The 25,116-nt window shown below is 56.5% G+C and carries 19 protein-coding genes, 1 tRNA gene and 1 pseudogene; 10 read left to right on the top strand and 11 right to left on the bottom strand.

All coding sequences use genetic code 11. The features are described 5' to 3' along the window. Window positions 1–138: 138 nt before the first annotated feature. Window positions 139–633 (bottom strand): RcnB family protein, encoded by a 495-nt coding sequence (locus D8B20_RS02460; protein ID WP_145886812.1) that lies wholly within the window; start codon window positions 631–633, stop codon window positions 139–141. 260 nt (window positions 634–893) lie between these two features. Between D8B20_RS02460 and D8B20_RS02455 the strand changes: the two genes are divergently transcribed. After that, on the top strand, window positions 894–1,571 hold the full coding sequence (locus tag D8B20_RS02455) for a YecA/YgfB family protein (RefSeq protein ID WP_145886810.1): 678 nt from the start codon (window positions 894–896) through the stop codon (window positions 1,569–1,571). A gap of 90 nt (window positions 1,572–1,661) precedes the next feature. On the opposite strand, the gene D8B20_RS02450 is transcribed toward D8B20_RS02455, so the two are convergent. Together D8B20_RS02450 and D8B20_RS02445 are read right to left on the bottom strand one after the other, a co-directional pair. Beyond that, on the bottom strand, window positions 1,662–2,708 hold the full coding sequence (locus D8B20_RS02450; protein WP_145886808.1) for a DUF1176 domain-containing protein: 1,047 nt from the start codon (window positions 2,706–2,708) through the stop codon (window positions 1,662–1,664). A 283-nt stretch (window positions 2,709–2,991) separates the two neighbouring features. Further along, complete coding sequence (locus D8B20_RS02445) at window positions 2,992–6,510, bottom strand: AAA domain-containing protein (protein ID WP_145886805.1); 3,519 nt, start codon at window positions 6,508–6,510, stop codon at window positions 2,992–2,994. A gap of 249 nt (window positions 6,511–6,759) precedes the next feature. Between D8B20_RS02445 and D8B20_RS02440 the strand changes: the two genes are divergently transcribed. Both D8B20_RS02440 and D8B20_RS02430 read left to right on the top strand, forming a co-directional pair. Next, a protein-coding gene (locus D8B20_RS02440) for an IS3 family transposase (protein ID WP_145886803.1) occupies window positions 6,760–7,880 on the top strand; the annotation gives its coding sequence in 2 pieces (ribosomal slippage) (window positions 6,760–7,018 and window positions 7,018–7,880; 1,122 coding nt in all). Window positions 7,881–8,024: 144 nt separating this feature from the next. Further along, window positions 8,025–8,324 (top strand): colicin immunity domain-containing protein, encoded by a 300-nt coding sequence (locus tag D8B20_RS02430; RefSeq protein ID WP_186454394.1) that lies wholly within the window; start codon window positions 8,025–8,027, stop codon window positions 8,322–8,324. 442 nt (window positions 8,325–8,766) lie between these two features. Here D8B20_RS02430 and D8B20_RS02425 read toward each other — a convergent pair. Continuing rightward, window positions 8,767–9,111 (bottom strand): annotated as a pseudogene (locus tag D8B20_RS02425) (DUF6538 domain-containing protein); the annotation flags it as partial. Window positions 9,112–9,200: 89 nt separating this feature from the next. After that, window positions 9,201–9,285 (bottom strand) — tRNA-Leu (locus D8B20_RS02420). Between the two features lie 239 nt (window positions 9,286–9,524). On the opposite strand from D8B20_RS02420, the gene D8B20_RS02415 reads away from it, so the two are divergent. Then, a complete protein-coding gene (locus D8B20_RS02415; RefSeq protein ID WP_145886799.1) occupies window positions 9,525–10,043 on the top strand; it encodes a YjjA family protein in 519 nt (172 codons plus the stop codon). Window positions 10,044–10,156: 113 nt separating this feature from the next. Here D8B20_RS02415 and pdxR read toward each other — a convergent pair whose 3' ends face one another. Then, window positions 10,157–11,569: a MocR-like pyridoxine biosynthesis transcription factor PdxR gene (gene pdxR / locus D8B20_RS02410; RefSeq protein WP_145886797.1), complete on the bottom strand. Its 1,413-nt coding sequence runs from the start codon at window positions 11,567–11,569 to the stop codon at window positions 10,157–10,159. Between the two features lie 198 nt (window positions 11,570–11,767). Here pdxR and D8B20_RS02405 point away from each other — a divergent pair, with 198 nt between their 5' ends. The 3 genes from D8B20_RS02405 to D8B20_RS02395 all read left to right on the top strand — a co-directional run bounded on the left by D8B20_RS02405 (window position 11,768) and on the right by D8B20_RS02395 (window position 13,724). Next, the gene (locus D8B20_RS02405; RefSeq protein WP_145886796.1) at window positions 11,768–12,247 is read left to right on the top strand and encodes a carboxymuconolactone decarboxylase family protein; all 480 of its coding nucleotides are present in this window, start codon (window positions 11,768–11,770) and stop codon (window positions 12,245–12,247) included. A 96-nt stretch (window positions 12,248–12,343) separates the two neighbouring features. Then, window positions 12,344–12,979: a hypothetical protein gene (locus D8B20_RS02400; protein ID WP_145886794.1), complete on the top strand. Its 636-nt coding sequence runs from the start codon at window positions 12,344–12,346 to the stop codon at window positions 12,977–12,979. 67 nt (window positions 12,980–13,046) lie between these two features. Next, a complete protein-coding gene (locus D8B20_RS02395) occupies window positions 13,047–13,724 on the top strand; it encodes a MarC family NAAT transporter (protein WP_145886792.1) in 678 nt (225 codons plus the stop codon). Window positions 13,725–13,813: 89 nt separating this feature from the next. Here D8B20_RS02395 and D8B20_RS02390 read toward each other — a convergent pair whose 3' ends face one another. From D8B20_RS02390 to D8B20_RS02380, 3 genes are read right to left on the bottom strand one after another with little or no spacing between them, the layout of a single operon-like run. Continuing rightward, window positions 13,814–15,064 carry a c-type cytochrome gene (locus D8B20_RS02390; protein ID WP_145886790.1) on the bottom strand — a complete coding sequence of 417 codons (1,251 nt, stop codon included), beginning with the start codon at window positions 15,062–15,064 and terminating at the stop codon, window positions 13,814–13,816. A 4-nt stretch (window positions 15,065–15,068) separates the two neighbouring features. Continuing rightward, window positions 15,069–16,838 carry a GMC family oxidoreductase gene (locus tag D8B20_RS02385; RefSeq protein ID WP_145886788.1) on the bottom strand — a complete coding sequence of 590 codons (1,770 nt, stop codon included), beginning with the start codon at window positions 16,836–16,838 and terminating at the stop codon, window positions 15,069–15,071. A 31-nt stretch (window positions 16,839–16,869) separates the two neighbouring features. Continuing rightward, the gene (locus D8B20_RS02380; RefSeq protein ID WP_145886786.1) at window positions 16,870–17,601 is read right to left on the bottom strand and encodes a gluconate 2-dehydrogenase subunit 3 family protein; all 732 of its coding nucleotides are present in this window, start codon (window positions 17,599–17,601) and stop codon (window positions 16,870–16,872) included. Window positions 17,602–18,132: 531 nt separating this feature from the next. Here D8B20_RS02380 and D8B20_RS02375 point away from each other — a divergent pair. From D8B20_RS02375 to D8B20_RS02365, 3 genes are all read left to right on the top strand, one after another. Further along, entirely contained in the window at window positions 18,133–19,704 is a 1,572-nt protein-coding gene (locus tag D8B20_RS02375) for an ABC transporter substrate-binding protein (RefSeq protein ID WP_145886784.1), read from the top strand. 132 nt (window positions 19,705–19,836) lie between these two features. Next, window positions 19,837–21,339, top strand: a complete 1,503-nt coding sequence (locus D8B20_RS02370) for a helicase HerA-like C-terminal domain-containing protein (RefSeq protein WP_145886782.1) — start codon at window positions 19,837–19,839, stop codon at window positions 21,337–21,339. A gap of 54 nt (window positions 21,340–21,393) precedes the next feature. Further along, window positions 21,394–22,671, top strand: coding sequence for a DUF445 domain-containing protein (locus D8B20_RS02365; RefSeq protein ID WP_145886780.1), 1,278 nt, complete (start codon window positions 21,394–21,396; stop codon window positions 22,669–22,671). A gap of 167 nt (window positions 22,672–22,838) precedes the next feature. Here D8B20_RS02365 and lptG read toward each other — a convergent pair whose 3' ends face one another. Further along, window positions 22,839–23,915 carry an LPS export ABC transporter permease LptG gene (lptG, locus tag D8B20_RS02360; RefSeq protein ID WP_145886778.1) on the bottom strand — a complete coding sequence of 359 codons (1,077 nt, stop codon included), beginning with the start codon at window positions 23,913–23,915 and terminating at the stop codon, window positions 22,839–22,841. Continuing rightward, the gene (lptF, locus tag D8B20_RS02355; protein WP_186454393.1) at window positions 23,915–25,015 is read right to left on the bottom strand and encodes an LPS export ABC transporter permease LptF; all 1,101 of its coding nucleotides are present in this window, start codon (window positions 25,013–25,015) and stop codon (window positions 23,915–23,917) included. Before lptF ends, lptG begins: the two co-directional genes overlap by 1 nt. Window positions 25,016–25,116: the final 101 nt, after the last annotated feature.

Here is a 25,116-nt window from a genome sequence, read left to right as displayed (position 1 = left end):
GGCAGAAAAGCCTTTGCGAGAGAAAAAGACGGGAAGGTAGTGAAGCGACGCCGCAGCGCGCGGTGCCGGTTTTAGCACGGAGAGGAAGAGCCCCTCTCCGGCCGGTGCCGGCGGACAGGGCGTCCGCCGTGCATCCGCTTAACCTTTAAAGAAGATATCGCCGGATTTACCCATCACGATCTTGCCGCTGTCGTCGGTGATGAGGATGTAGTTGGCGTTAATGTAAGCCCAGTGCGTGCCTTCCTGCGGCGCAGGCAGATGACGCGCCTGCCATTCGACGATGGTGTACTGCTTTTTGCGGTACTCGTCCGGCACCACATCGCCCACTTTGTACTCTTTGTAGTCGATGATGATCACTGGCAGATCGTAGTTATTCGCGGCAGATGAAGGCTGGCCGGCGCCATTCTGTGAAGGTCGGATCGGCGCGACGTCGCCACTGGACTCGGCTGGCTCGTTGTTGGCCGGGGTTCCGGCAGCGGGATCCTGGGCGGGTGCCGCCGGCGCGCTCTGCTCAACCTGCGGTGGCGGTGGAACGTTATCCGTTTGCTCGCCTTCAGCCAGGGCTGCTGGCGTCAGGCTTAAAGCGCCCAGAAAAAGGCCTGCGGAAAGAAGGGTGACGTGTGTCCTGCGCATGGGTGATTTCCACTCTGGTTAATTATTTATTGTCCACTTTACTGACAAGCCCGGCACGCAGAAGGTTCCCGCGCCGCGCTTTGCGCGTCAATTTTCGTTCCACAGCATACCTCAGGCCGGGCTTTTTCCACCCGCTAAAATTGCAAATAAGCATGTGAAAAGCGCAGGCGGGCGTGACGCATCAGGGGAAAAGCCGCGCGCTTCCCGCTATAATCGCGCCGATTAATTTTGCCCACCACCACACCGCAGGAGAATGCCGGATGAATCAGGGTCCGTTAACCGAAAAAGAGCTGAACTGGCTGGAAGATATGCTGGAAAAATACGGCAATGAACAGTCAGTGGTGGACACCTCTGAACTGGATGGCATGCTGACCGCGCTGCTCTCCGGCCCGAACGATATTGAGCCGAGCGAGTGGCTGGTGGCGCTGTGGGGCGGACAGAAACAGATTCCGCAATGGGCAAACCCGCGTGAAAGGGATCGCTTTATGGCGCTGACCTTCCAGCACTTCAATGACATTGCCGAGCGGCTGGCGGAGTATCCGGATCAGTTCGAACCGCTGTTTGGCATGCAGGAGATGGAAGGACAGGAATTTACCGTGGTGGAAGACTGGTGCTATGGCTATATGCGCGGCATGGCGCTGGACGCCGACTGGGCGCTACTGCCGGAGACGCTGCAGCCCGCCTTACAGGCCATTGCCCTGCACGGCAGCGAAGCGCATCTGGCCGAACGTGAAGCCTTTACCCCGGAAGCGTATGAGGCCAGCATTGACGCGATTCGTCCGGCGGCGCTGGCGCTGCATGAGTACTGGCAGGAGCAGCGCATGGCGCAGCCCGATCCCGAGCCGCAGCTGCCCTACTTCGCTGGCGAAAAAACCGGTCGTAACGATCCCTGCCCGTGCGGCAGCGGGAAAAAATACAAACAGTGCTGCGGTAAGTAAACGCGCCGCTTTATGCTGCGGCGCAATGACTGCTGTCGCGCGCGGCGGCAGACGCTGACGCGCGACAGCGTCGTGAACGGCGGTGCCGGATTACGGTGCCGCTTTTACCTCCGTTACCCAGGTGGGTAACTGCCAGGCACCGCCGGCACGGATGGCGCGGCACATGCCGGTGGTGGCATCGCTGCTCTGCACAAAGGTTTTGCCATCCCACACCCAGGCCGCCGTGCTCCAGCAGTCACCGATGCCGCGCCCTTTCTGCGCTTCGGTAATCTCACCTTCGCTGTAATCAGAACCGGAATCCGTGATCAGCTCCGGCTGGCCCTGCAGCGCACGATCCATCAGCCAGAAACCGTACCCTTCGTTATAGGCACCGCGCCAGCAGAGGGCGGCGATCAGCACGTGGTGATCGTCAACCGGCGTCAGCGTCGGCGGTTCCGCGCCCTCTTCCGGCTGGTCATCTCCTGGTGCCAGATTATCGCAGCTGTCATCATCGGTGAGAGAGGCGACAAGCTTCGGTTTCACGCTTGCCAGCTCATCTGCCGTCAGCGGACGCGGCGCGGCTTTCGCCACTTTCACCCGCTGGATCACCGGCAGCGCGACGGCGGGCGGAACGCTGCTTTCCGGCTTATCACCTTTGCGCAGCAGTGCGCCCGGCGTACCGATCCGCCCCTGCGCCTCGTCCATTTTCAGCAGCACGGCAAACGCCCCGTTGCCGGAGAGCTCGAACGGCTCTTCACCGCCGCGAAACTCTACTTTGCCGCTGGCTTTGATCGCGGCGATCAGCGCCTGTGTTTGCGCATCAGTCAGCGTCCATTCATCGTTTTCTGCTTTGGTCGCTTCCCCCAGCGCCCGATCATCGATCCACAGCGACAAAGTATCGACCTGCTTTGAGTCATCATCGCCGGTATCCGCCAGCACCACGCGCCCGTGCGTTGGCGCATCCGGCCCGCCGGCGCGCGTCAGCAGGACGGAACCGCCTGCGCCCTCTTCCGCACTGTAGCCCGCGGCGCGGCAGGTGCGGGTGTTATCACACGCCAGCTCCCAGTCTTTGTGGCTAAAGGAGACGCCATCATCGGCCAGCAGCGGCGCACTCAGGCTGGCGAACAGCGACAGCGCCAGCAGCAATCGGGTTTTCATGCCATCTCTCCATAATGGTTAAGGCAGCTAGTGTGATGATTTTTACGGCGCGGGAGAAGTGAATTTTTTGCGCAGGGCGGTGCCGGGAGAAGGTGTGGGTCTGGGTGTGGGTGTGGGTGTGGGTGTGGGTGTGGGTGTGGGTGTGGGGGCCAACTTTATTGGAGTATCGGATATTTATGTATCTACAATAAATAATGCTTTGAATAATTACCTGGCAGCATCACTATGCCGATGATGCCAGGTAATGTTTGCAAAACCCTATCAGAAAAATATTATGACGCAATTACAGCTGACGCTGTTCCAGACTGGAATATATCGTTTTAATTTCATTCTTTAAGCTTCCACCACGATATACCATTGACGTATCGTAACGTTGAAATTTTTCATGCCGTGTAGCACTAAACCAGTTGAACGATCCGATACATAATAGATCTTCATCACCAATCACAATTTTACTGTGAACACGATTGACCAGCTTCGTCACGATGCCTATATCATTAAGTTTATTTACTGCAACATTAAGGCGCTGCTGTTTTTCTTTATGCTTCTCATAATCGGCATCTTCAGTATTGAAACTTTTATCCGTTACCACGGTGATATCGATGCCACGAGCGCGAGCCTGCATCATTGAAATCAGAAAACCGGTTTGCTCCAGCTTGTGCCAGGTCAACCAAGGTGAAACAATAGTAATACTCTTACCGATAGCTTCAAAAGTCTGATTTAGAAACGCATCATGCTGCTCAACGCCATGTAAAGTAGAGACCAGGGTTTGTCCTGTATGAAGATCAGGGCGCTCTTTGTATTCAAATTGCAGGGCATTTCTGGCAGACGCAAAGAGGTATTTTGCGAGTAATCCTCGCGGCGAAGAGCCAGGCTGGATTTCAAACAGATCCATATCGCCAAAGACCAGGAAACTATCTTTAGCACGCGAGACGGCAACGTTCAGCATGCTGCTGTCGCTGTCGATAAACCCGCCATCTTCATGCTTCGAATAAACCGGAGAGAAAAGCACAATCGCCCTTTCCGCCCCCTGCAATGAATGGACAGTACCGACTGTCAGCGAATTTTCATCGCCACTACAATTAAAATCCAGCTTACGTAATGACGATTTAATCGTACTGACTTGTGCCGAAAATGGGGTAACAACCCCCACTACTTTATGTAGAGGTTCACCATAATGACGCTCGATTTCCTCTTTATGCGCCGCAAGCCACGCAACTATCGTCTCAGCTTCAAAGGCGTTATAACGGCTTCCTCCATTGCCCTGCACACCTTTACCATCAATATGCAAATATCCCATTGCAGGAAATATTGTCTCTTTTTCTTCGCCTCGTTTGGGCTGCAACTTACCGTGATAGCAGAGGGTGTTACAGTAGCCAATGATGTTATCGAAGCAACGACGGTGTTCATACAGATACATTCCTCTCGCAAAGTCCGGATCATATTGATAGCGCGAATTAAACTGAGCAACCTTCATGACACTGCCAGATGCAGCACTCTTTCCTGAGTCACACACCAGGGCATAAGATTCGGTAAGTTCTTCTTGAGTACCAACAGGAAGGATGTTCTCCTCAACCATGTTGCCGATATCAATACCGGGCAAGCTATTCCAGATAGGCGCAATCTGCTCTGTGTCACCAATCACCAGGGCTTTCTTCGCCAGCGCGAAGGAGGCTGCGGCAACCTCAGGTAGCACCTGCCCCGCTTCGTCTACAATGAGTAAATCGGCAAAGTTATATAAATAGTTATCGTCGAATTTCTTATTGCCGCCGACAAACTCGCTGGTTTTCATATGGTAAGGAAACATGAAGCACGTCATGACTACACAGGGGGTTAGCTTCATTCTACGCTGCCAGCGGGCCTTTGTACTTTTCGCACCAGTACGACCTTTTTCTTTTTGAATATTATCTATGGCAGCCATATCCATCAGCCACCGACCTTCCCAATAATGCGTCGCCAGCAAAAACATTGGGAAACGGAGCTGTGTATCGGCAAGTTCATCGGCTTCGTGCAGACTCAACTCTGTTTCGCCCGGATTTTTCAGTGAATAAGTAATATCATGCCAGCGTTTAGCTGCTTCGCTTTCACGTCGGGAAATGTCCTCAGCAAGATCAATTTGCTGTTGATAGCCGGCCTGCTCTTTATGAGCTTGTTCAATCAATCCATCGATAAAGGCATCAATTCCATCAGGCTGAGATCCCTTGAATGCTGTCATTCTTTCGCCAAACGTAGCCTCCAAAAACAGCTTCATTTGATAGTGACGCTTAGTACGAACGGCGGGAAGCCAGGAGAAAAGAGCGAACAGTATCGACTCACCGGCTCGATATTGTTCCCACTGTTTTTTGCCCTGCGTTAATAGCGAGATTTCATTTGTGCTATTGAGCAATGACGTTCTCTTATCCTGAATATACTGTTCGAGATCGTCACTGATGGCATGTCGCTTCTGGCGGATTGCGTTCAGGTCATCCCACGCAGGCTCAATTTGCTCAAGCTCTGCAGAGAGTTCAACCAAACGCTGATGCAGGAGCTCCGCAACCTGTTCAGGTGAATCACATTCCTCATTCGGAAAAGCTGCCCTTGCTTTTTCAAGGAAGAAGTACCGGGCATCTTCAACATATTCAAGGGATTCAACACGGTTAAAAAAATCTTCTGTCTGATATTTTTTTGCCGCCTCAGCCTTTCGACCTGAAGATGGAAAGTAAGCGCCAAAGCTTTTCACCTCAGGTAGCCAACGCCCGGCCATAGGCCCGGTGCCAGCGGAAAAATCTTTGCCGAAGGCTTCGATAATGTTAGTTACTGCCTGATTGTTAGTGGATGTTGCAATCACAACCGGTGGCTCGGTTTTCTTTAAAGCTGCTCTCGCCCACTCAGTCGCAATAATAGAAAGCACTAGGGTGGTTTTCCCTGTTCCCGGCGGACCATTCACTGCAAGAATATCACCCGGCTGTTGAGTAAGATAATGGCTCAGTGCGTCGCGCTGCGCTAAAGCCAGCGGGAACTTATCTCCGGAATGTCCCAGACGCTCACTGAACATGGCGTTACTGGTCAGCAGTGACTCAACAGGCACTTTTTCTTTTGAGGCAAAACGCCTTAGTAACGGGACCTCTTTTTTGCACGAGAGTAAATGATCGTACATAGGCAAAATGTGGATACTGGCCCCACCGGGCTGGTTAGCTTTTACGATGTAGCCATATTCGGCTGATTCATATTGATCAGGTGATACAAGCCATTGGCCAGCGACGTATCTTAAAAGTTCGTCAGTATCTTTAAGATATGTATGCCATAACTGCTGATAATGTGCATGTCGTTCCGCCCGTTGCTCTTCTGTTTCCTGGATGTGTTCATTCTCATCTTCCGGGCTAAAACTGATTGAATTGTTTACAGTTTTATATTTGTCATATTTGGCCATTTCACCAATTGCAAAGCTTCCTTTGGGAAGTGGTTCAAGTAAATCACGAGGAATGGTAGCAGGTGCAGAGGGGAACAAAAAACCTTCACGATTCAATAAAGCAGCAGTAACCAGCGGGGTAATAATACCTGGAGCCCCAGCGGTTCGCTCTTTGCCATGCTTGAATTGACGAATCCATACCTGAGGTCTTAATAGCACCTCAATTGTCTTAACTTTTTCTCCTTCATTTTCAAAGAGGGATTTGACAGTCGTCTCGTCCAGTCTTCCGGACTTAACGCCCCGCCATTTTGTGAATGAGTCTTCATCTTTACGCTCAAATGCACCTTTTCCAGACTCGGCATCAGCCAAAGTGTTACGCCAGTATGCAGTGAATCCCTGAGTATTACTGTCCATTCTCCATCCCGTGATTTAAGAGATTATTAGCTTGTTTGATATAAATTTTAATCAGGGTTAAACATTGTGCATGATGAGAGCGTAATCGCAATAATTTGTTTGTATCAGCGATAAATCTAAGTTACCCAGCATAATACAGGAGGGAAAACCAGCCTTGTCCCGGTGACCTGACATCATATGACCTGCTCCCCGTTGATTAATACACCGTGATGTTAGTAATGTCTTCATAAGTCACATGAGGACGTCCCCATGAAGAAGCGATTTTCCGACGAACAGATCATCAGTATTCTCCGCGAGGCAGAAGCCGGGGTTTCGGCCCGGGAACTCTGCCGCAAGCATGCTATTTCAGACGCCACCTTCTACACCTGGCGCAAGAAGTTTGGCGGCATGGAAGTCCCCGAAGTGAAGCGGCTCAAGTCGCTTGAAGAGGAGAATGCCCGCCTCAAGAAGCTGCTCGCTGAAGCCATGCTGGATAAGGAGGCGCTTCAGGTGGCTCTGGGCCGAAAGTTCTGACGACAGACCAGAAGCGGGAAGCCGTGGAAGTCATGTGTGAGGCCGCAGGTCTGTCGCAACGTCGTGCCTGCAGGCTGGCAGGCTTGCCCCTGTCGACCTGCCGTTATTCGGCTCAGCGTCCGGCTGCTGACGCGTTGCTGTCCCTACGCATTACAGAGCTGGCACTTGAACGCCGCCGCTTTGGCTACCGGCGCATCTGGCAGTTACTGCGCCGGGAAGGCCTTCACGTCAACCACAAGCGGGTATACCGCATCTATCATCTCAACGGCCTGGGTGTAAAGCGCAGGCGACGCCGCAAGGGGCTGGCGACTGAGCGGCTTCCGCTTCTTCGTCCGGATGCGCCGAACCTGACATGGTCAATGGATTTTGTCATGGATGCTCTTGCCAGCGGCCGCCGGGTTAAGTGTCTGACCTGCGTGGATGATTTCACGAAGGAGTGTCTGACGATCACCACGGCATTCGGGATTACAGGCGTTCAGGTGACACGCATTCTGGACAGCATTGCGCTGTTTCGTGGCTATCCTGCAACGATAAGAACTGATCAGGGTCCGGAGTTTACCTGCCGTGCGCTGGATCAATGGGCCTTTGAACATGGTGTTGAGTTGCGCTTAATCCAGCCAGGCAAGCCAACGCAGAACGGATTTATTGAGAGCTTCAATGGCCGCTTCCGGGATGAATGTCTGAATGAACACTGGTTCAGCGATATTCTTCATGCCCGGGAAATCATTAATGACTGGCGGCAGGATTATAACGAGTGTCGACCACATTCATCTCTGGATTACCAGACGCCAGCTGAATTTGCAGCAGGCTGGCGAGACGGGAAATATGAAGAAAAACCAACCGACATTACTAACTGAAGGTTGTATCTAATCCTGGGGGCAGGTCATATCACTACTACAATCCAGAAACCAAACTAAATGTTATGACAAAAACTGATGGCAACTTCATTTCCGGATGGAAGCTGTCAGATACTCAATCATCCGACCTAATAGGTAATGGCAATGTCTTTTAATCAAAATGAATCGGCGATTTTGGATCTTATTGACGCATTTACGTGCGGTAACATTGCTGCACCGGATTTTGAACAAGAATACTCCGCCGCATGGCGAACTTACAGGGATTCAACTGATATAAAAAAAGCCGATATAGCCACCCAGAGGTTTTTTGACTCAGTTTTCTCATTAGTCGATTCTTACTGTTCAGATCCTGAGTTAATCGACGAAGATGATTTAAACGAGGATGAATTACTAAGTGAGGTATTACGCCTTAAAGCCAGTTGGGAAAACGCCATACTCGCTTGACCTAATTCATCATGATAACGGAGATATACTCATTAACCACTACAGAACTCAATGTCTTGAAAGTCAGGGCAGAAAAAGACATCTACTGAACCTGGATGAGGCTAGATCGCACCCTTGCTATATGGGGTCTTCCCGGGTTTAGCAATGTTGCGAACATAGTAACCAACTTGATGAACGAGGGGATGGTCGATACTGTTTATAACGAAAACTCATCGAGACCACGTTATCGCGTATCAGAGCAAGATCATCAGTAGTTGGGACAAATCAACGAGGTTACAAGGCATTACGATATCTCATGATCTTTTGCAACACGCTGCTCCATGGCTAAGGTAAAACGCCACCGTAACGCACCTGTATTTCGATGTTTTTCGCCCTTTTAGAAATAAGAAGAATATTCAATTGGGGATGGTCAATCGTCTAAACATACTGCTTATTCACACAGCAGCCAGAATACCGGGAGGTTACGATTAATCACCTCTCGAATCAATTGCGATACAGGCAACTCGATTGACTGAGCAAAGTTAGAAAGCGAGATCATACCCTCACCATCAGGCAGTGGGGCGCAGTCACTTAAAGCTCGATAATTCAATTGTTCATACGCTTGTAAGGTCTGATACCAGACCGTCAACAGGAGCGCGGACTTCTGCTTTGCTTCATAAAGGTCATGAGTGCCTGTTGAAGTGGGAATCTCACACTGTCCTGCGTATCGACGAAAACGTTGGGGAACGCTGATGCGGACAACATAAATGCCACTGGTTCGACGATAGAGTTTATATCGCTGAGACATCGCCTCGTATAGCCTTTTGTAGTAGGGCTACGCAATTACAAGCGAAAACATAGAGAAAGTTACTTAGAAACAACTAATTAGATGAGTCTTGGTGCCGAAGGCCGGACTCGAACCGGCACGTATTTCTACGGTTGATTTTGAATCAACTGCGTCTACCGATTTCGCCACTTCGGCACTGAAGAGGATGCGGAAAACGCTGGCGATTATACCGTGACGGGCAAGCCGCGCAACCGGAATCGACGGCGATGTGCGCTAAGCGTTGAAAAAAGCAGCGTCGCGGTTTATCCCGCGCCACCGCTGACCAGAACACTCTCAAACTCCCCTTAATGCGCTCTTTCTCCGGAACTTTCTTAAGCCAAATCCCTCTTACCCTCACCTGACGCAGTCAGACCAATAAGCACAACGAGGTTGAAATGAAACAGGCAACACAACGCATGATGTGGGGATGGGGCATCGCGGCGGCCCTGATGGCGGGCAGCGCATCGGCGGCCAGCTGGCAGGATCAGCTGAGCAGCGCCGCCTCACAGCTGTCGCAGCAGAACAGCAGCAGCGGCACCGCCACCAGCAGCGCGCAAAACGGCGGACTGTCGCTCTCTACGCTCACCGGCCTGCTGAACGGCGGCAATAAAGCGGTCAGCGCCAACAGCATGACCAACGCCGCTGGCGTGATGCAGTACTGCGTGCAGCATAACGTGGTGGATAACAACGTGAAGTCGGTGAAGGAGCAGGTGCTGAACAAGCTCGGCCTGAACAGCACCACCGCGCAGGAGCAGAAAACCGATTACCAGCAGGGGCTGGCCGGCCTGCTGAACACCGGCAACGGTCAGCAGCTCAATCTGCAAAGCCTGAGCAACTCGCCGATGGGTGAGAAGCTGAAAACCAAAGCCTGCGATGTCGTGCTGAAGCAGGGCAAAAAATACATCGGCATGTGATTCATTCGCGCGGGTTCAGGGGCCGCCTTCCTGCCGACTGAATCGCCGCAGATTCACCTTATGCCAGCCGGCGCGGGCTGTCCCCCGCGCCCTCTCCTCTCGTCACCTTGCCGCTATACCGCCAGCAACGCCCACGTCGCATCTGCCACACGCGCCAGCAGCGCCCTCGCCTGTTCAAACGACTGGATATTGGTGTAGCCAATCACCAGCCCGTAGCGCTTCTGCGTCTGTACATACCAGGCCGACAGCGGCCGGACAAACAGCGCATGCTGCGCCCACAGGCTGGCGATGGCGTGATCGGCGGTGCCGCGCCGCAAAAACGCCACGATGTGCATGCCGCCGTCGGCCCGCTCCACCTGAAACAGACCGGGAAAACAGTGCTCCAGCGCCTGCAGCATCATGCTGCGCCGCTGCTGATAGAGAATACGCATCTTTTTGATGTGGCGGTAAAAATGCCCTTCGCTGAGAAACTGCGCCAGGATTTTCTGCGGCAGCAGCGGCAGGCCGGTTTCCAGCATTTCGCCCAGCTCGCGAAAGCGCGCTATGGTGGCCTGCGGCATCATCAGATAACCAATACGCAGCGCAGGCATCACCGTTTTACTGAAGGTTCCGGTGTAGATCACCCGGTCGTGCGTATCCAGGCTTTTCAGCGCCGGAATCACCTTACGCGTGTAGTGAAACTCGCCGTCGTAATCATCCTCAATGATCCAACTGTGCTGCTGCTGCGCCCACGCCAGCAGCTGATGCTTGCGCGGCAGCGAGAGCGTGACCGCCAGCGGGCTCTGATGCGTGGGCGTCACCACGGCAAAGCGCGCATCGGCGTGATAGCGCTGCAGGTAATCCACATCCACGCCCTGCTGATCCACCGGCACAAAGTGCAGATGCGGCGTGATGCGTTTCAGCAGCTGCTGACCAAAGAAATAGCCGGGGTCTTCAAACAGCACCTTGTCATGCGGCTGCGCCAGTACCGCCAGAATCAGCCGCAGGTTGGCGCGATAGCCGCTGGTGATAAACACCTGCTCAGGCTGGCACTGCAGGCCACGCGAGATGTTGAGATAGCTGGCAATCGCGCTGCGCAGCGGCTGATACCCCATTACCGGCGGCGTGATCATCTCTTCCGGCCGCAGACTGCGCGCCACTTTGCCGGAGATCAGCAGCCATTTTTTTAGCGGAAACGCATCCAGCGCCGGAATGCCGAGCCGCAGTTCACCGTGATTTTCAATCACCGGCAGATGCGCCGCCGCCGCCGGCGGGGCGTCCGGCGCGGTGGCAGGCGCGGCCAGTTTCAGCTGCGGATTCACGCGCGTGCCTTTCGCGCCCTGACTGACAAAATAGCCTTCGCCGCTGAGGATCTCATAGGCGGCCTCAACCGTTTTCCGTGCCACCTGCAGCTCGCCCGCCAGCACGCGGATTGACGGCACGCGATCGCCCGGCTTCAGGTGTCCGGCCAGAATCTGCTGGCGAAAGTGCTGGTAAATCGCTTTGTATCCCACGCGGTTCTCCTCAACCCATCGTGCCGACGGCATCTTGTCCTGCCTGTTTTGAGCGGTTTTGACCCTTTTCGCTCAGACATCGCAGTTTAAGATGCACGCATCAGCCACACAATGCGCAACCCGGAGAGCACGATGCTTTTTTCCCGACGCGTGCGGCCTGCGGCAATCGCCCTTTGTCCGCGCTGCGCAGGTCTGTCCCGGCGCCCGTTTACTCAACAGGAGAACACCCTCATGTCATCACGCGTGAATCTTTTTACCAGCCTGCCAGCGATGGCAAAAAACCTGAGCGCACTCTCGCTGGCGCTGAGCAACGCCTCGCTGGATAAGCAGCTAAAGTACCTGACCGATGTGCGCGCCTCCCAGCTTAACCACTGCGCTTTCTGCCTTGATATGCATGTCAAAGAGGCGAAGCTGCACGGTGAGCGCGAACTGCGCCTGCATCATGTGGCGATCTGGCGTGAATCACCGCTGTTCAGCGCCAGGGAAAAAGCGGCGCTGGCGCTGACGGAAGCCCTTACCCGCCCCGACGCGCACGGCGTTAGCGATGCGCTGTACAGTGAGCTACAGGCGCACTTCTCTGAGACAGAGATAGCAGAGCTGATGTTCAGCCTTGCCACTATCAACGCCTGGAACCGCCTGATGGTAGCGACCAAAGTCACGCCGGGCTCGCTGGACAGCGCCTATGGGCTGGATCGTGCTGATTTACGTTAATTTTTACCGCCGGTAGCGCAAGCTGCTGGCGGCACCATGTTCATCTTTGCTGCCTGACGCTATAGTGAGATTTTGCCCCCTTACAGGACAGCGCGCATGAAAGGCATCAACATTGCGATTTACTTCGATCCCGACCTGATTCGCATCAGCGTACACCAGCCGGATGACAGCTCTCTCAGCCAGACCTTTGATTACGCCGACAGCGTAATCGAAGAGATTTATCAGTGGCTGGAGCAGTTCCCCCCTAATCGCACCCACATCTGCCTGATTGAGCACGACACCGCCGATATTCTTGCCGATGAGCTGGTCGACAACGGCTATCACGTTCATCAGGTGAGCCAGCACGATCTGCTGAGCTGGTTCGCCAGCGAGCCGCCCGCCACGCCGGATGGTTCCCCGGTACGCGCCCTGCTGCGCTATCTGGAAAGCGAGCGTCCGCCGGAGTACCAGTCGCGCACGCCGCAAATCGAAGCGCTGATGGAGCTGCTGGACGAGCTGGACGATCTGGAAGGCGTGGACGAAGTGGAAGATGAAGACGGCCTGCCGGATAACGTGCTGCGCATGATGAAGCAGAAGAAAATCACCGCCAGCGAGGCGGCCGGGCGGCTGCTGCCGGACGTCAATGAGCGTATCCGCGAGCACTTAATCAATTACCCCGAACTGATGACCCCGGAACTGCTGGAAGACTTCTTCCCGGAGATGCTGGAAGCGCTGGAAACCCCTAAACATTGATCGGTGAAACCGCTGCGCCCGGCCGCAGAGCGGTGCGCAGCGGGCCCTTTGTCAGAGAGATGTGATAATGCTGGAACTGATAAAAGCTGTCGGGCTGGGACTGGTGGTGATCCTGCCGCTGGCGAACCCGCTGACGACCGTGGCGCTGTTTCTCGGTCTGGCGGGCGACATGAATTTTGCGGAACGTAACCGCCAGGCGTTTCAGGCCTCGCTCTACGTTTTCCTGATTATGATGGTGGCGTGGTACGCCGGTAACGCGGTGCTGCACACCTTTGGTATCTCGATTCCCGGCCTGCGCATGGCGGGCGGGCTGATTGTGGCGTTTATCGGCTTTCGCATGCTGTTTCCGGCGAAACCGGTGGGCCATTCGGTGGAAGCGCGCCACAAGCAGGATGAACTGGACGCGAACGACGACCCGCAGGAGACAGTCAACATCGCCTTTGTGCCGCTGGCGATGCCCAGCACCGCCGGGCCGGGCACCATTGCGATGATCATCAGTTCCGCCTCAACGGTTAAAGCCGGCGTCGATTTTCCGGCGTGGGTGGTAACGGTAGCGCCGGTGCTGACGTTCCTGGTGGTGGCGGTGATTTTGTGGATCTCCCTGCGCAGCTCCGGTGCCATCATGAAGCTGGTGGGCAAAGGCGGCATCGAGGCGATTTCCCGCCTGATGGGGTTTCTGCTGGTGTGCATGGGCGTGCAGTTTGTGATTAACGGCGTGCTGGAAGTGGTGCATACCTTCCACTGAGTCAGGGCAGCGCACCACACAGCGGTAGTGCGCTATCCCGCGCGTTGCCCGCGCAAAGCCGGCAACGCGCGCCTTAACCCAGCCTGTGTTTAGTGCAGCTTTTTACGTACCTTAGCCACCTCGTCCGGCGTGACGGCCGTCGCCTGGTTGCTCCAGCCCTGGCGAATAAAGGTCGCCAACTGCGCTACCTCTTCATCACTCAGACGCTGCGCAAACGGCGGCATCGCCAGCATGGAAGGCGCTTTTGCCGTGGAAGGCTGCTGCGCGCCGGCAAGAATGGTGTGGATCAAACCGCTCGGATCGCTGGCGTTTACCAGCGTGGCCTGATCCAGCGCCGGAAAGACGCCCGGTGCGCCTTTGCCGCTAACAAAGTGGCAGGCACCGCAGTTATCCAGATACAGCCGCTCGCCTTCTGTCAGGTTCTTCGCCGCCGTCAGCTTCGCGGCGGTCTTCTGCTGCGCCTGCACGTCGTAGGCCTGCAGCGGCGGATTGCCACCGAGGAACTTCAGGTAGGCAGCAATGGCCTGCAGATCGGCATCGGTCATGTGCGAGCTGGAGTGCTCGACCACTGAGGTCATCTCACCGCCTACCGCGGCTTTATCGTTACGCCCGGTTTGCAGGTAATCCACGATCTCCTGCTCGCTCCAGCGCGGCAGCCCGCGCAGCGACGGCACCTCCCACTGGTTCAGGCTGCCACCCGCCAGGAATTGATCGTCGCGGCTGTCCAGCGCCTTCTCGTTCATGCCCAGTCCGCGCGGCGTATGACAGCTGCCGCAGTGGCCCAGACTCTCTACGATGTAAGCACCGCGATTGACCTCTGCCGAAGCCCCGCCAATCGGCTGGAACGGCTTGTCAGACGTAAAGGCCCAGTTCCAGAAGCGCATTCCCCAGCGCTGGCTGAACGGGAAGCTTAGCTTTGTCTCCGCTGACGGCTCGCTGACCGGCTGCACGCCTTTCATAAAGTAAAGGTACAGCGCGTGCATATCGGCATCGCTGGTTTTGGCGTAATCCGGGTATGGCATCGCCGGGTACAGGCGCGAGCCGTCCGCGCGCACGCCTTTGCGCACCGCATCGGAGAACTGCTGCTCGCTGTAGTTGCCAATGCCGTGCTGTTTGTCCGGCGTGATATTGGTGGAGTAAATGGTGCCAAGGCTGGACTCAATCGCCAGACCGCCGGCGTAATCGGCTTTCCCGGGGACCGTATGGCATGCCATGCAGTCACCGAGGCGCGACAGATACTCGCCCTGTTTGATCAGCGCGGCGTCATCTGCCGCCTGCGCTGAACCGGCAAGCGCACCCAGCAGTAGCGCGTGCGCGATGAACAATGATTTTATTTTCATGGGGTTATGCCTGTACCAGTGGGCCGGGGTTCTTCAGATACTGCTCTTTGATCGCCTGTGCCGCCATCAGGGTAATCGCGCCGATGGTATCGGTCGGGTTTGCCTGGAAGTTCTGCGGGAAGGCGTTACCGCCCGGTACAAACACGTTGTGCACGTCCCAGCTTTGCAGGTATTTGTTCAGCGCTGACGTTTTCGGGTTGTCGCCCATCACCGCGCCGCCGACGTTGTGCGTGGAGACATATTTGGTCAGGTCGAAGTCGGCCCCCATCGGCAGGAAGCTCATGCTCATGCTGTCCGGGTTCAGCTCTTTGGCGATATCCCCCACAATGCCCTTCAGGTGCTGCTGCAGGCGCAGCTCATTCTCTTTCCAGTTAAAGGTCATACGCAGCAGCGGCAGACCGCGATGGTCAGTGTAGTGCGGATCCAGATCCAGATAGATATCGCGATACGACTGGCAGGTGGTGGTGATACTGATCTTCATCGAATGGTTGTACCACTGCTCCAGCCCCTCTTTGTAGCCCATGCCCCAGGAAGGCGTGCCTTTCGGCAGCGACGCGGCGATCGGGGTGCCGGTAGCCTGCGAGCTGTGGATCTTCGCGCCGCCGAGGAAGCCCAGCCCCGGACCGTCAAAGTTGCCCGGCGAAATGTCGTTAAACATCTGCCCGGTCGCGCCCGCGGTGGCATACGAGTTGAAGTTTTTGTCTTTGAAGAACAGCGTCGCGCCGCCGTTGGAGAGGAACGCATAGTTACGTCCTACCACACCCTCTTCGGTAATCGGGTTATAAGGCTTGCCGATACCGGAAAGCAGCATCAGGCGCACGTTGTACAGCTGGAAGCTGGAGAGCACCACAATCTTCGCCGGCTGGAACACTTCATTGCCGTCTGCGTCGAAGTAGATCACCCCTTTGGCCGTTTTGCCATCCTCATGCAGCACCACTTTTACCACTTCGGCGTGCACTTCATAAGAGAAGTTCGGCATGCGCTTCAGGGCATCCATTACCGCCGTCTGCGGGGAGGCTTTCGAGTAGTTCAGGCAGGGATATTTAGAGCAGTAGCCACAGTAGTTGCAGGGGGCAATCTGGTTGCCGTACAGGTTTTTCCACGCGCGGGAGACACAGGCTGACGGGTTCGGGAACGGATGGTAGCCCAGCTTTTTCGCCGCGTCCTTAAACATCACGTTATTCAGCGTATCTTCCAGCGCCGGCAGCGGATAGGGCTCTGAGCGCGGGCCTTCAAACGGATCGCCGCCTTCGAGGATCTGTCCGCGCAGGTTACCGGTGTTACCGGACTGGCCGCAGATCAGTTCAAACTTATAGTAATACGGCTCAATCTCTTCCCAGGTGAACGGGAAATCCATCACGCGCATGTCGTCCTGCAAAATGCCCGGCTTGTAGGCCTGATCGACATAGGTTTTCAGCTTGATGTCGGTTGGCGTCGGACGAATCAGTACCGCCGTCCAGTGCATACCGGCGCCACCCACGCCGGTGCCCGGCGCAAACGCGCCCCATTTACGGGTGGGCAGCGCCGTCTGGTCCATGTTGTAACGCACGGTCACCGCCACTTCTTTCGGCGTGGCAAACACTTTATTGCGCACGTTATAGGCGTATTCATCTGCCGGTTTCGGATAGGCAAAATCCGGGTAATCGCGCTCGCCGCCGCGCTCTAAGGCGCGTACGTCCAGCCCGGCCAGCGCCAGCTCGATACTCATCAGCGAGCCAGCCCAGCCAAGGCCGCATACGACGACATCGACTTCTTTCTTTGTAATCTGTGCCATGTTTTTTTGTCTCATCTACCAAATACGGAGGTCAGGCGCGCGCGCCTGCCAGGCTGACCGGGCCAAGCGGATACGGCACGTTATGCTGCGTCACCCATTCGGTGAAGCTGGCACGTGCCCCCGGGAAGCCGATGGCGATCCAGGCTTTCATGCCTTTGTTGCCGCCGTACATCGGATCGGCGAGGTAACCGTGTTTGGTATCGGAAAGCAGCTGGCTGAAGAACTGCGAGGCTTTCAGGTTCGGCTCACCGAGGGCGGCGAAGTCGATACCGTCGTTTTTGTTCATTTTGGTCAGCACCGCATCTTTCCCGGCTGCGCTTAAGTCATGGAACGCTTTCTGATAATGACTCTGCGTCCACTGCGTCACCAGCTTAATGCCGGTGCGGTACATCTGCTGCGGCGTAAACGGAATCTGATAGCCCATCGTGGCCGGCGCATGCACGTCAAAAGGCCCCTGCAGATAGATCTCTGCGCCAAATTCCGGGCTGTGCAGTTGCTGGTCGATAAAGATCGGCACGTTGGTTTCCAGCGCGCCCGGTGCTTTGCCATTGCCGCCGGCAGGAATTAACCGATCGGTGGCGGCCAGAATAAATTGCCACTCATCGTCGCTGAAAAAGATCGGTTTATAATCGGCGAGTTCCGGGGCGGCCATTTCTGCAGCCTGCGCGGCGGTCAGTCCTTTTAATACCAGGTCCGTTAATGGCAATGCCAGTAACGACCCGAGTAAAAATTTACGTCTGGTGGTGGGTTTTTCTAACAGCATGGCGTGACAGCTCTCACTTGCTAAGAAAGGTAATTATTTTTTGTTAATAGATTTATAAATCGGCAGACAACCTGGCAATCTTATGGATACAAATATTTCAGGATGTAAGAATTAAATTAATAATGTGTTTTGATGAGAATCTGTCATCCGGCGCAATTTGGCTTAGGGAGTGCTAAGCGCCTGTTATCGCAACAAACCCTGCTCAGACCGGACAAATGCCCGGTGATTCCCATGCTTTTTCAGGCAAAGCACTGAAACTGTGCGAAAGCAGAAATAATCGCTACGCTGAATTAAGCAATAAAAATCATACTTCCATACCAGTACCGCTGACGGCGCTTGCCTGGTAATCAGGCCGCCTCAATCAGCAGATGAAACTTTTATTTCCGCGCCGTGATCAATTGCGGATTAAATAACCTATTAATTAATGACGGGACGCAATTGTTATTTCCGGCACAGCTCAGAACAAACTGGCATTTAGCCGCCCGCATGACAGCGATACAGTGGTGAAATTGATCACTCAGGAAGCGAATTATGCGCGCAGTCCTCTTTCTTTTTACCCTGTGGAGCAGTGCGTTTGCCCTGCAGGCGGCTACCCCCAAAGAGACGCTGGTGGTGGCGGTGCCGCTTGATGGCATCATCAGCTTTGACCCGGCAGAAAGTTTTGAAACCGTCAGCAACAGCGTACAGCGCAACCTGTATCAGACGCTGGCAGAACCCGATCGCACCGCGCCGCAACGGCTGGCGCCGCTGCTGGCCACGGCATGGCAGCCCGGCGCTGCGCCGCACAGCCTGCGTTTTACGCTCCGGCCGGACGCACGCTTTGCCAGCGGCAATCCGGTGACGGCAGAAGATGTGGTGTTTTCCCTGACGCGCGCGGTGCAGCTGGGTAAAGCGCCTTCGTTTATTCTGGCCGAATTTGGCTGGACGCCGGATAACATCGCGCAACAGTTCAGCATCCTCAATGACCATCAGCTGGAGATGCGCTGGCCGGCGCAGATTGGTCAGGATCTGGCGCTGCGTCTGCTGACCGCGCCGGTGGCCTCCATTGTGGATCGTAAAACCGTGCTGCAGCACAGCGTGAACAACGACAGCGGCAACGGCTGGCTGCATACGCACTCGGCCGGCAGCGGCGCGTTTGTGCTGCAGCAGTATGTGCCGCAGCAGGCGCTGGTGCTGACTGCCAGCCCGCAGGCACAGCCGCAGCCAGCGCTGAAACACGTGTTGCTGAAAGGCGTGGCCGATGCCGGTGCGCGGCGTCTGCTGGTTCAGCAGGGCGATGTGGACGTGGCTTATCAGCTGGGGCCGGATCAGATTGATGCGCTGAAAGGGGATAAAAGCCTGCGCATTGAGGCTTTCCCTTCCAGCCTGATCTACTACCTCGGCTTTAACACGCAGGATGGCACGCAGCCGGCGCTCGGTAATCCGGCGCTGTGGCAGGCGGCACGCTGGCTGGTGGATTACCACACCCTGTCCGCCGCGTTACTCAAGGACCAGTACCGCGTGCACCAGAGCTTCCTGCCGGCAGGGTTTGACGGCGCGCTGACGGATCAGCCCTTCCACTATGATGTGGCGAAAGCCAAAGCGATCCTGGCGAAAGGCGGCATTCCGCCCGGCACCACCTTTTCGCTGACGGTGATCAACCAGCCGCCCTATATTGATGTGGCGCAGGCGCTGCAGGCCAGCTTTGCGCAGGCCGATGTACACATTCAGCTGCAGCCGGTGGCGGAATCCACGCTGTGGAGCAAAATGCGCGGCCGGGATTTTCAGTCGATCTTTATCTACTGGGGCGCCGATTATATCGATCCCAACTCCAATGCCAGCGCCTTTGCTTACAACGTACCGGGCGGGGCAAAAACGCTGGCCTGGCGCACAGGCTGGAACATCCCGGCGCTGAGCGCCAGCACGCGCGCTGCCGCCGGTGAAAGCGATGCGGCACGGCGTCGCGCCCTGTATCGCGATCTGCAACAGCGCGTGCAGCAGGATTCGCCGTTTGTGGTGATGCTGCAGGGTGCGCAGCAGGTGGCGGTGCGCAATAACGTCACCCATGTGCAGCAGGGCATCGGCGTAAGCCTGCTGTTTTTTGATACGGTACAGAAGCAGTAGCCTTTTGCCTGCCGCTGCCCCGCTTCCCGGTGCCGCAGCGGCAGGCCGCGCTTTCAGCGTAATCTTCTGCCCGTGGTGGCGCCCCGCTTGCTATCCTTTCTCTCATCACGTCCTGCCGGAGAGCTAACCACCATGACCCGCCCGTTGCTGATCGCCCAGACACCTGAGATTCAACTTCACCTGCTGCCGGAGATGGCCAATCGCCACGGCCTGATTACCGGGGCCACCGGCACCGGGAAAACCGTCACGCTGCAGAAGCTGGCGGAGTCCTTTTCTGATATTGGCGTGCCGGTGTTTATGGCCGACGTCAAAGGCGATCTCACCGGCATCGCGACCGCCGGCGAAGCCTCGGACAAGCTGCTGGCGCGCCTGGCGCAGATCGGCGTTAGCGACTGGCAGCCGCAGCAGAATCCGGTGATGGTGTGGGATATCTTCGGTCAGCAGGGGCATCCGGTGCGCGCGACGGTGTCCGATCTCGGCCCGCTGCTGCTGGCGCGGCTGCTGAACCTCAACGAGGTGCAGTCCAGCGTACTGCAGATCATCTTCCGCATTGCAGACGACCAGGGGCTGCTGTTGCTGGATTTCAAAGACCTGCGCGCCATGACGCAGTATATCGGCGACAATGCCAAAGCGTTTCAGACGCAGTACGGCAACATCAACAGTGCCTCGGTGGGCGCCATCCAGCGCGGGCTGCTGTCGCTGGAGCAGCAAGGCGCGGAGCACTTCTTTGGTGAGCCGATGCTGGATATCCATGACTGGATACGCTGCGATGCGCAGGGCAAAGGCTTTATCAACATTCTCTCGGCAGAGAAGCTGTACCAGATGCCCAAACTGTATGCCACCAGCCTGCTGTGGCTGCTGGCGGAGCTGTATGAGCAGTTGCCGGAAGCGGGCGATCGGGATAAGCCGAAGATGGTCTTCTTCTTTGACGAGGCGCACCTGCTGTTTAACGATGCACCGCCGGTGCTGCTGGAGAAGGTTGAACAGGTAATGCGCCTGATCCGCTCCAAAGGCGTGGGCGTCTATTTTGTCACCCAGAACCCGGCGGACATTCCGGATAACGTGCTTGGGCAACTCGGCAACCGCGTGCAGCATGCGCTGCGCGCCTTTACGCCCAAAGACCAGAAAGCGGTAAAAAGCGCCGCCGACACCCTGCGCGCGAACCCGGCCTTTACTACCGTGGAGGCCATTCAGGCGCTTGGCACCGGCGAAGCGCTGATCTCCTTCCTTGATGAGAAAGGCAGCCCCTCAATGGTGCAGCGCGCCATGGTGATCGCGCCCGGCTCGCGCATGGGACCGCTGAGCCAGGATGAGCGTAACGGACTGATTAACCACTCGCCGCTGTACGGCAAATACGACAGCGCGGTCGATCGCGAATCGGCGTTTGAAATGCTGCAACAGGGCGTACAGCAGGCACCGCAGCAAAGCCATGCGCCGGAAGCCAAAGGCAACAGCGTGGCGGTGGATGAGGGTATTCTGGGCGGCCTGAAGGATATCCTGTTTGGCAGCACCGGCCCGCGCGGCGGCAGGCGCGACGGCGTGGTACAGAGCGTGGCAAAAAGCGCGGCGCGCCAGGTGACGAACCAGATTATCCGCGGCGTACTCGGCAGCCTGCTGGGTGGACGCCGTCGCTGAAGGCGACACGGGAACCGATCCGCGCGATAATCAGCGCTCTGCTAAACTGGTGCTATGGATAAACATCAACAACTTAAACGCAGCAAGCGGCTGGCGCTGGCGCTGCTGCTGGTGGCAGCCGCCATCTTTATCATCACCCTGTTCCTGCCCGCTAATTTCTGGGTGCTGGGTATCAAAGCCATTGCTGAAGCGGCGATGGTCGGGGCGCTGGCGGACTGGTTTGCCGTGGTGGCGCTGTTTCGCCGCGTACCGGTGCCGTTTATCTCCCGCCATACGGCGATTATTCCACGCAATAAAGATCGCATCGGTGAGAATCTGGGCCGCTTCGTGCAGGAGAAGTTTCTGGATACCGATTCGCTGCTGGCGCTGATTCGCCGCCACGATCCGTCGCACATGCTGGCACAGTGGCTCACCCAGCCGGGCAATGCCGATCGCGTGGGCCACCATCTGCTGCAGGTGATGCGGGGTTTCCTGGATTTGACCGACGACGCGCGCATTCAGGCGTTTATTCGCCGGGCGGTGCACCGCGCACTGGATAACGTTGATCTCACCCAGTCCAGCGCCATGATGCTGGACAGCCTGACGAAAAATAACCGTCATCAGGCGCTGCTGGACGCCGCCGTGGAGCAGCTGCTGCGCCTGCTGGCAAAGCCAGGCACGCGCGACATGATCGCCACGCAGATCGTGCGCTGGCTGAAGCGCGAACACCCCATCAAGGCCAAAGTGCTGCCCACCGAATGGCTGGGGGAACACAGCGCGGAGCTGGTGACAAACGCGGTAAACTCGATCCTGGATGAAGTATCGCGCGACCAGGGACACGAGCTCCGTCAGGGCTTTAACCGCGCAGTACAGCGGCTGATTGAGCGACTGAAAGGCGATCCGGAGATGGCTGAACGCGCCGAATCCATCCGGCGCTGGCTGAAAGAAGATGAAGCGCTGAATCGGTATATCGGTGAGCTGTGGCAGGACCTGCGCAGCTGGCTGAAAGCAGATCTCAGCAGTGACGATTCGCGCGTACAGGCGCGGGTACGGTTGTCCGCGCAGTGGCTGGGGGAAACGCTGGCCGCCGACGAGGCGCTGCGCCGCTCCATGAACCAGCATCTGGAAGAGGCCGCGCGCAGCGTTGCGCCGGAATTCGCCGCGTTCCTGACGCGCCACATCAGCGACACGGTAAAAAGCTGGGATGCACGCGAGATGTCGCAGCAGATCGAACTGAATATCGGCCGCGATTTACAGTTTATCCGCATCAACGGCACGCTGGTGGGCGGCAGTATCGGCCTGGTGCTCTACTTGCTGTCCCAGCTGCCGCTGCTGGTGCAGGCGATGCGGTAATGCGGGCTATGGCGTAAAGGCGGGTGGTGAACAGGTGAAAGGCTCTGCTGCCGTTTGCCTGCCCGCTGCGGCGCGATGACTGGCGTCATCCACTGCGCCGCAACGGGAAAGGCGTCATGCAGGCCGCGGCTGATCCGGGCGGCCCGCCTGCCGGCTGAACGCCGCGCTTAGCGGCGCTTCAGCAGCAGATAGAGGCTGATTGCAAAGAACGCGCCGCTCGGCAGGATCGCACCCAGCACCGGCGGCAGGCCGTACACCAGGCTGAGCGGACCGAAGATCTGATCGAGGACGTAAAACAGGAAGCCGAAGCTGATGCCGGTGACCACGCGCACGCCCATCGACACGCTGCGCAGCGGGCCGAAGATAAACGACAGCGCCATCAGCATCATCACCGCCACGGAGAGCGGCTGGAAGATTTTGCTCCACATGTTCAGCTGATAACGGCCCGATTCCTGGCCGCTCTGCTTCAGGTATTTGCTGTAGTTGTAGAGACCGCTGATCGACAGCGCGTCCGGATCCAGCGCCACCACACCCAGCTTGTCCGGCGTCAGGTTGGTTTTCCATTCGCCGCCGAGGCTTTGTGAGCCGGTGATCTGCTTTGGATCGTTCAGGTCAGATTCATCCACCTGCGAGAGCTTCCACACCTTCTGATCTTTATTCCAGGTAGCGGTGGCCGCGTAGCGCACGCTCAGCAGACGGCGCTGATCGTTAAAGCGATAGATGCTGACGCCGTCGATTTCGTTATCCCCTTTGATGTGCTCAATGTAGATAAAATCGTTGCCGTCTTTGGCCCACAGCCCGTTCTGCGTGGACACCAGTGAACCGCCATACAGCTGCTGCGCACGGAAATTACGCGCCATCTGCTCACCCTGCGGCGCCACGAATTCCCCCACTGCCATGGTCAGCAGCACCAGCGGAATGGCGGTTTTCATCACGGCCAGCGCCACCTGCAAACGGGTAAAGCCGGAAGCCTGCATCACTACCAGTTCGCTGCGCTGGGCCAGCGTGCCCAGGCCCAGCAGCGCCCCCAGCAGGGCCGCCATCGGGAAGAAGATCTCAATGTCTTTCGGCACGCTGAGCAGGGTGTAGTAGCCCGCGTCCAGCGCGGTATAGGCGCCCTGCCCGGTTTTACGCAGCTGATCAACAAACTTGATGATGCCGGAGAGCGACACCAGCATGAACAGCGTCATCATGATGGTGTTAAAGATGGTTTTACCGATGTAGCGGTCAAGTACCTTAAACATCACACCGCCCCTCCACGGCTGAAGCGCGCGCGCAGGCGGCGCATCGGCACGGTATCCCATACGTTGAGCGCCACTGCCAGCCCCAGATAGGCGAAGTTAACCACCCACATCCAGATGGCCGGGTCAAAGCGCCCTTTCGCCGCGTTGGAGCGCAGCGAGCTCTGCAGCAGGAAGAAGATCAGGTAAAGCAGCATCGCGGGCAGCATTGAGAGCACGCGTCCCTGACGCGGGTTCACCACGCTAAGCGGCACCACCATCAGCGCCATCACCAGCACGGAGAAGATCAGCGTTAAGCGCCAGTGCAGCTCGGCCTGGAACGACGGGGTTTTGTTGGCATAAAGCGTGCGGATGCCCGCCTGGTCGGCATCGTTAGGATCCAGTACCGCCTCTTTATAGCCCACAATCGCCTGATAGTTAACGAAATCCGTAATGCGGAAATCGCGCAGCATGGCCGTGCCTTCAAAGCGCGTGCCTTTATCCAGCGTCACAACCTGAGAGCCGTCCGGGCGCTGCGTCATATGGCCGCTGTCCGCCAGCACCACTGAAGGCCGCGCGTTGCCTTTCGGCCGCAGCTGCGCCAGGAACACATTGCCGAAGGTATTGCCCTTCACTCCTTCCACGAACAGTACGGAGTTGCCGTCGCTGGAGGTCTGGAACTGACCGGCCGCCAGCGCGGCTGCGCCCGGGTTCGCTTTGGCGTTCTGCGTCACTTCGTCCTGATAGCGCGAAGACCAGGGCCCCAGCCAGATGACGTTCACCGCTGCCACCAGCGAGGTGAACAGCATCAGAATCATCGCCGCTTTAATCAGCACGCCTTTACCTAACCCGCACGCGTGCATCACCGTGATTTCACTTTCGGTGTACAGCCGCCCAAGGGTCATTAAAATTGCCAGAAACAGGCTCAGGGGCAGGATAAGTTGTGCCATTTCAGGCACGCCAAGTCCTAACAATGTCAGAACCAGATTTGTTGGGATTTCGCCATCCACCGCAGCTCCCAGAATCCTCACTAACTTCTGACAAAAGAAGATCAGCAGCAGGATGAACAGGATAGCCAGCTGGCTTTTGAGCGTTTCCCGAACCAGATATCTAATGATGATCACGCTTAGTACGCCTGTGATAACTTGTCTTTTTGCAGGAAAATCGCTAGTTTCAACGCTTATCAGCCATTTTTCTTCATCAATGGCCGTCATGGTAGCTAAAA

The organism is Candidatus Pantoea soli (assembly GCF_007833795.1).
Taxonomy (GTDB): Bacteria; Pseudomonadota; Gammaproteobacteria; order Enterobacterales; family Enterobacteriaceae; genus Pantoea; species Pantoea soli.
The sequence above is the reverse complement of the archived record's forward strand: the minus strand, read 5'-3'. Positions and strand labels throughout refer to the sequence as shown.

Bases quoted from the DNA above. Each gene is read 5' to 3' on its own strand.
- pdxR (WP_145886797.1), bottom strand. From the start codon at position 11,569: ATGCCGTCGGCACGATGGGTTGAGGAGAACCGCGTGGGATACAAAGCG.
- D8B20_RS02455 (WP_145886810.1), top strand. From the start codon at position 894: ATGAATCAGGGTCCGTTAACCGAAAAAGAGCTGAACTGGCTGGAAGAT.
- D8B20_RS02380 (WP_145886786.1), bottom strand. From the start codon at position 17,601: ATGCTGTTAGAAAAACCCACCACCAGACGTAAATTTTTACTCGGGTCG.
- D8B20_RS02415 (WP_145886799.1), top strand. From the start codon at position 9,525: ATGAAACAGGCAACACAACGCATGATGTGGGGATGGGGCATCGCGGCG.
- D8B20_RS02405 (WP_145886796.1), top strand. From the start codon at position 11,768: ATGTCATCACGCGTGAATCTTTTTACCAGCCTGCCAGCGATGGCAAAA.
- D8B20_RS02460 (WP_145886812.1), bottom strand. From the start codon at position 633: ATGCGCAGGACACACGTCACCCTTCTTTCCGCAGGCCTTTTTCTGGGC.
- D8B20_RS02375 (WP_145886784.1), top strand. From the start codon at position 18,133: ATGCGCGCAGTCCTCTTTCTTTTTACCCTGTGGAGCAGTGCGTTTGCC.
- D8B20_RS02390 (WP_145886790.1), bottom strand. From the start codon at position 15,064: ATGAAAATAAAATCATTGTTCATCGCGCACGCGCTACTGCTGGGTGCG.
- D8B20_RS02370 (WP_145886782.1), top strand. From the start codon at position 19,837: ATGACCCGCCCGTTGCTGATCGCCCAGACACCTGAGATTCAACTTCAC.
- lptG (WP_145886778.1), bottom strand. From the start codon at position 23,915: ATGTTTAAGGTACTTGACCGCTACATCGGTAAAACCATCTTTAACACC.
- D8B20_RS02385 (WP_145886788.1), bottom strand. From the start codon at position 16,838: ATGGCACAGATTACAAAGAAAGAAGTCGATGTCGTCGTATGCGGCCTT.
- D8B20_RS02450 (WP_145886808.1), bottom strand. From the start codon at position 2,708: ATGAAAACCCGATTGCTGCTGGCGCTGTCGCTGTTCGCCAGCCTGAGT.
- D8B20_RS02445 (WP_145886805.1), bottom strand. From the start codon at position 6,510: ATGGACAGTAATACTCAGGGATTCACTGCATACTGGCGTAACACTTTG.
- D8B20_RS02395 (WP_145886792.1), top strand. From the start codon at position 13,047: ATGCTGGAACTGATAAAAGCTGTCGGGCTGGGACTGGTGGTGATCCTG.
- D8B20_RS02430 (WP_186454394.1), top strand. From the start codon at position 8,025: ATGTCTTTTAATCAAAATGAATCGGCGATTTTGGATCTTATTGACGCA.
- D8B20_RS02365 (WP_145886780.1), top strand. From the start codon at position 21,394: ATGGATAAACATCAACAACTTAAACGCAGCAAGCGGCTGGCGCTGGCG.
- D8B20_RS02400 (WP_145886794.1), top strand. From the start codon at position 12,344: ATGAAAGGCATCAACATTGCGATTTACTTCGATCCCGACCTGATTCGC.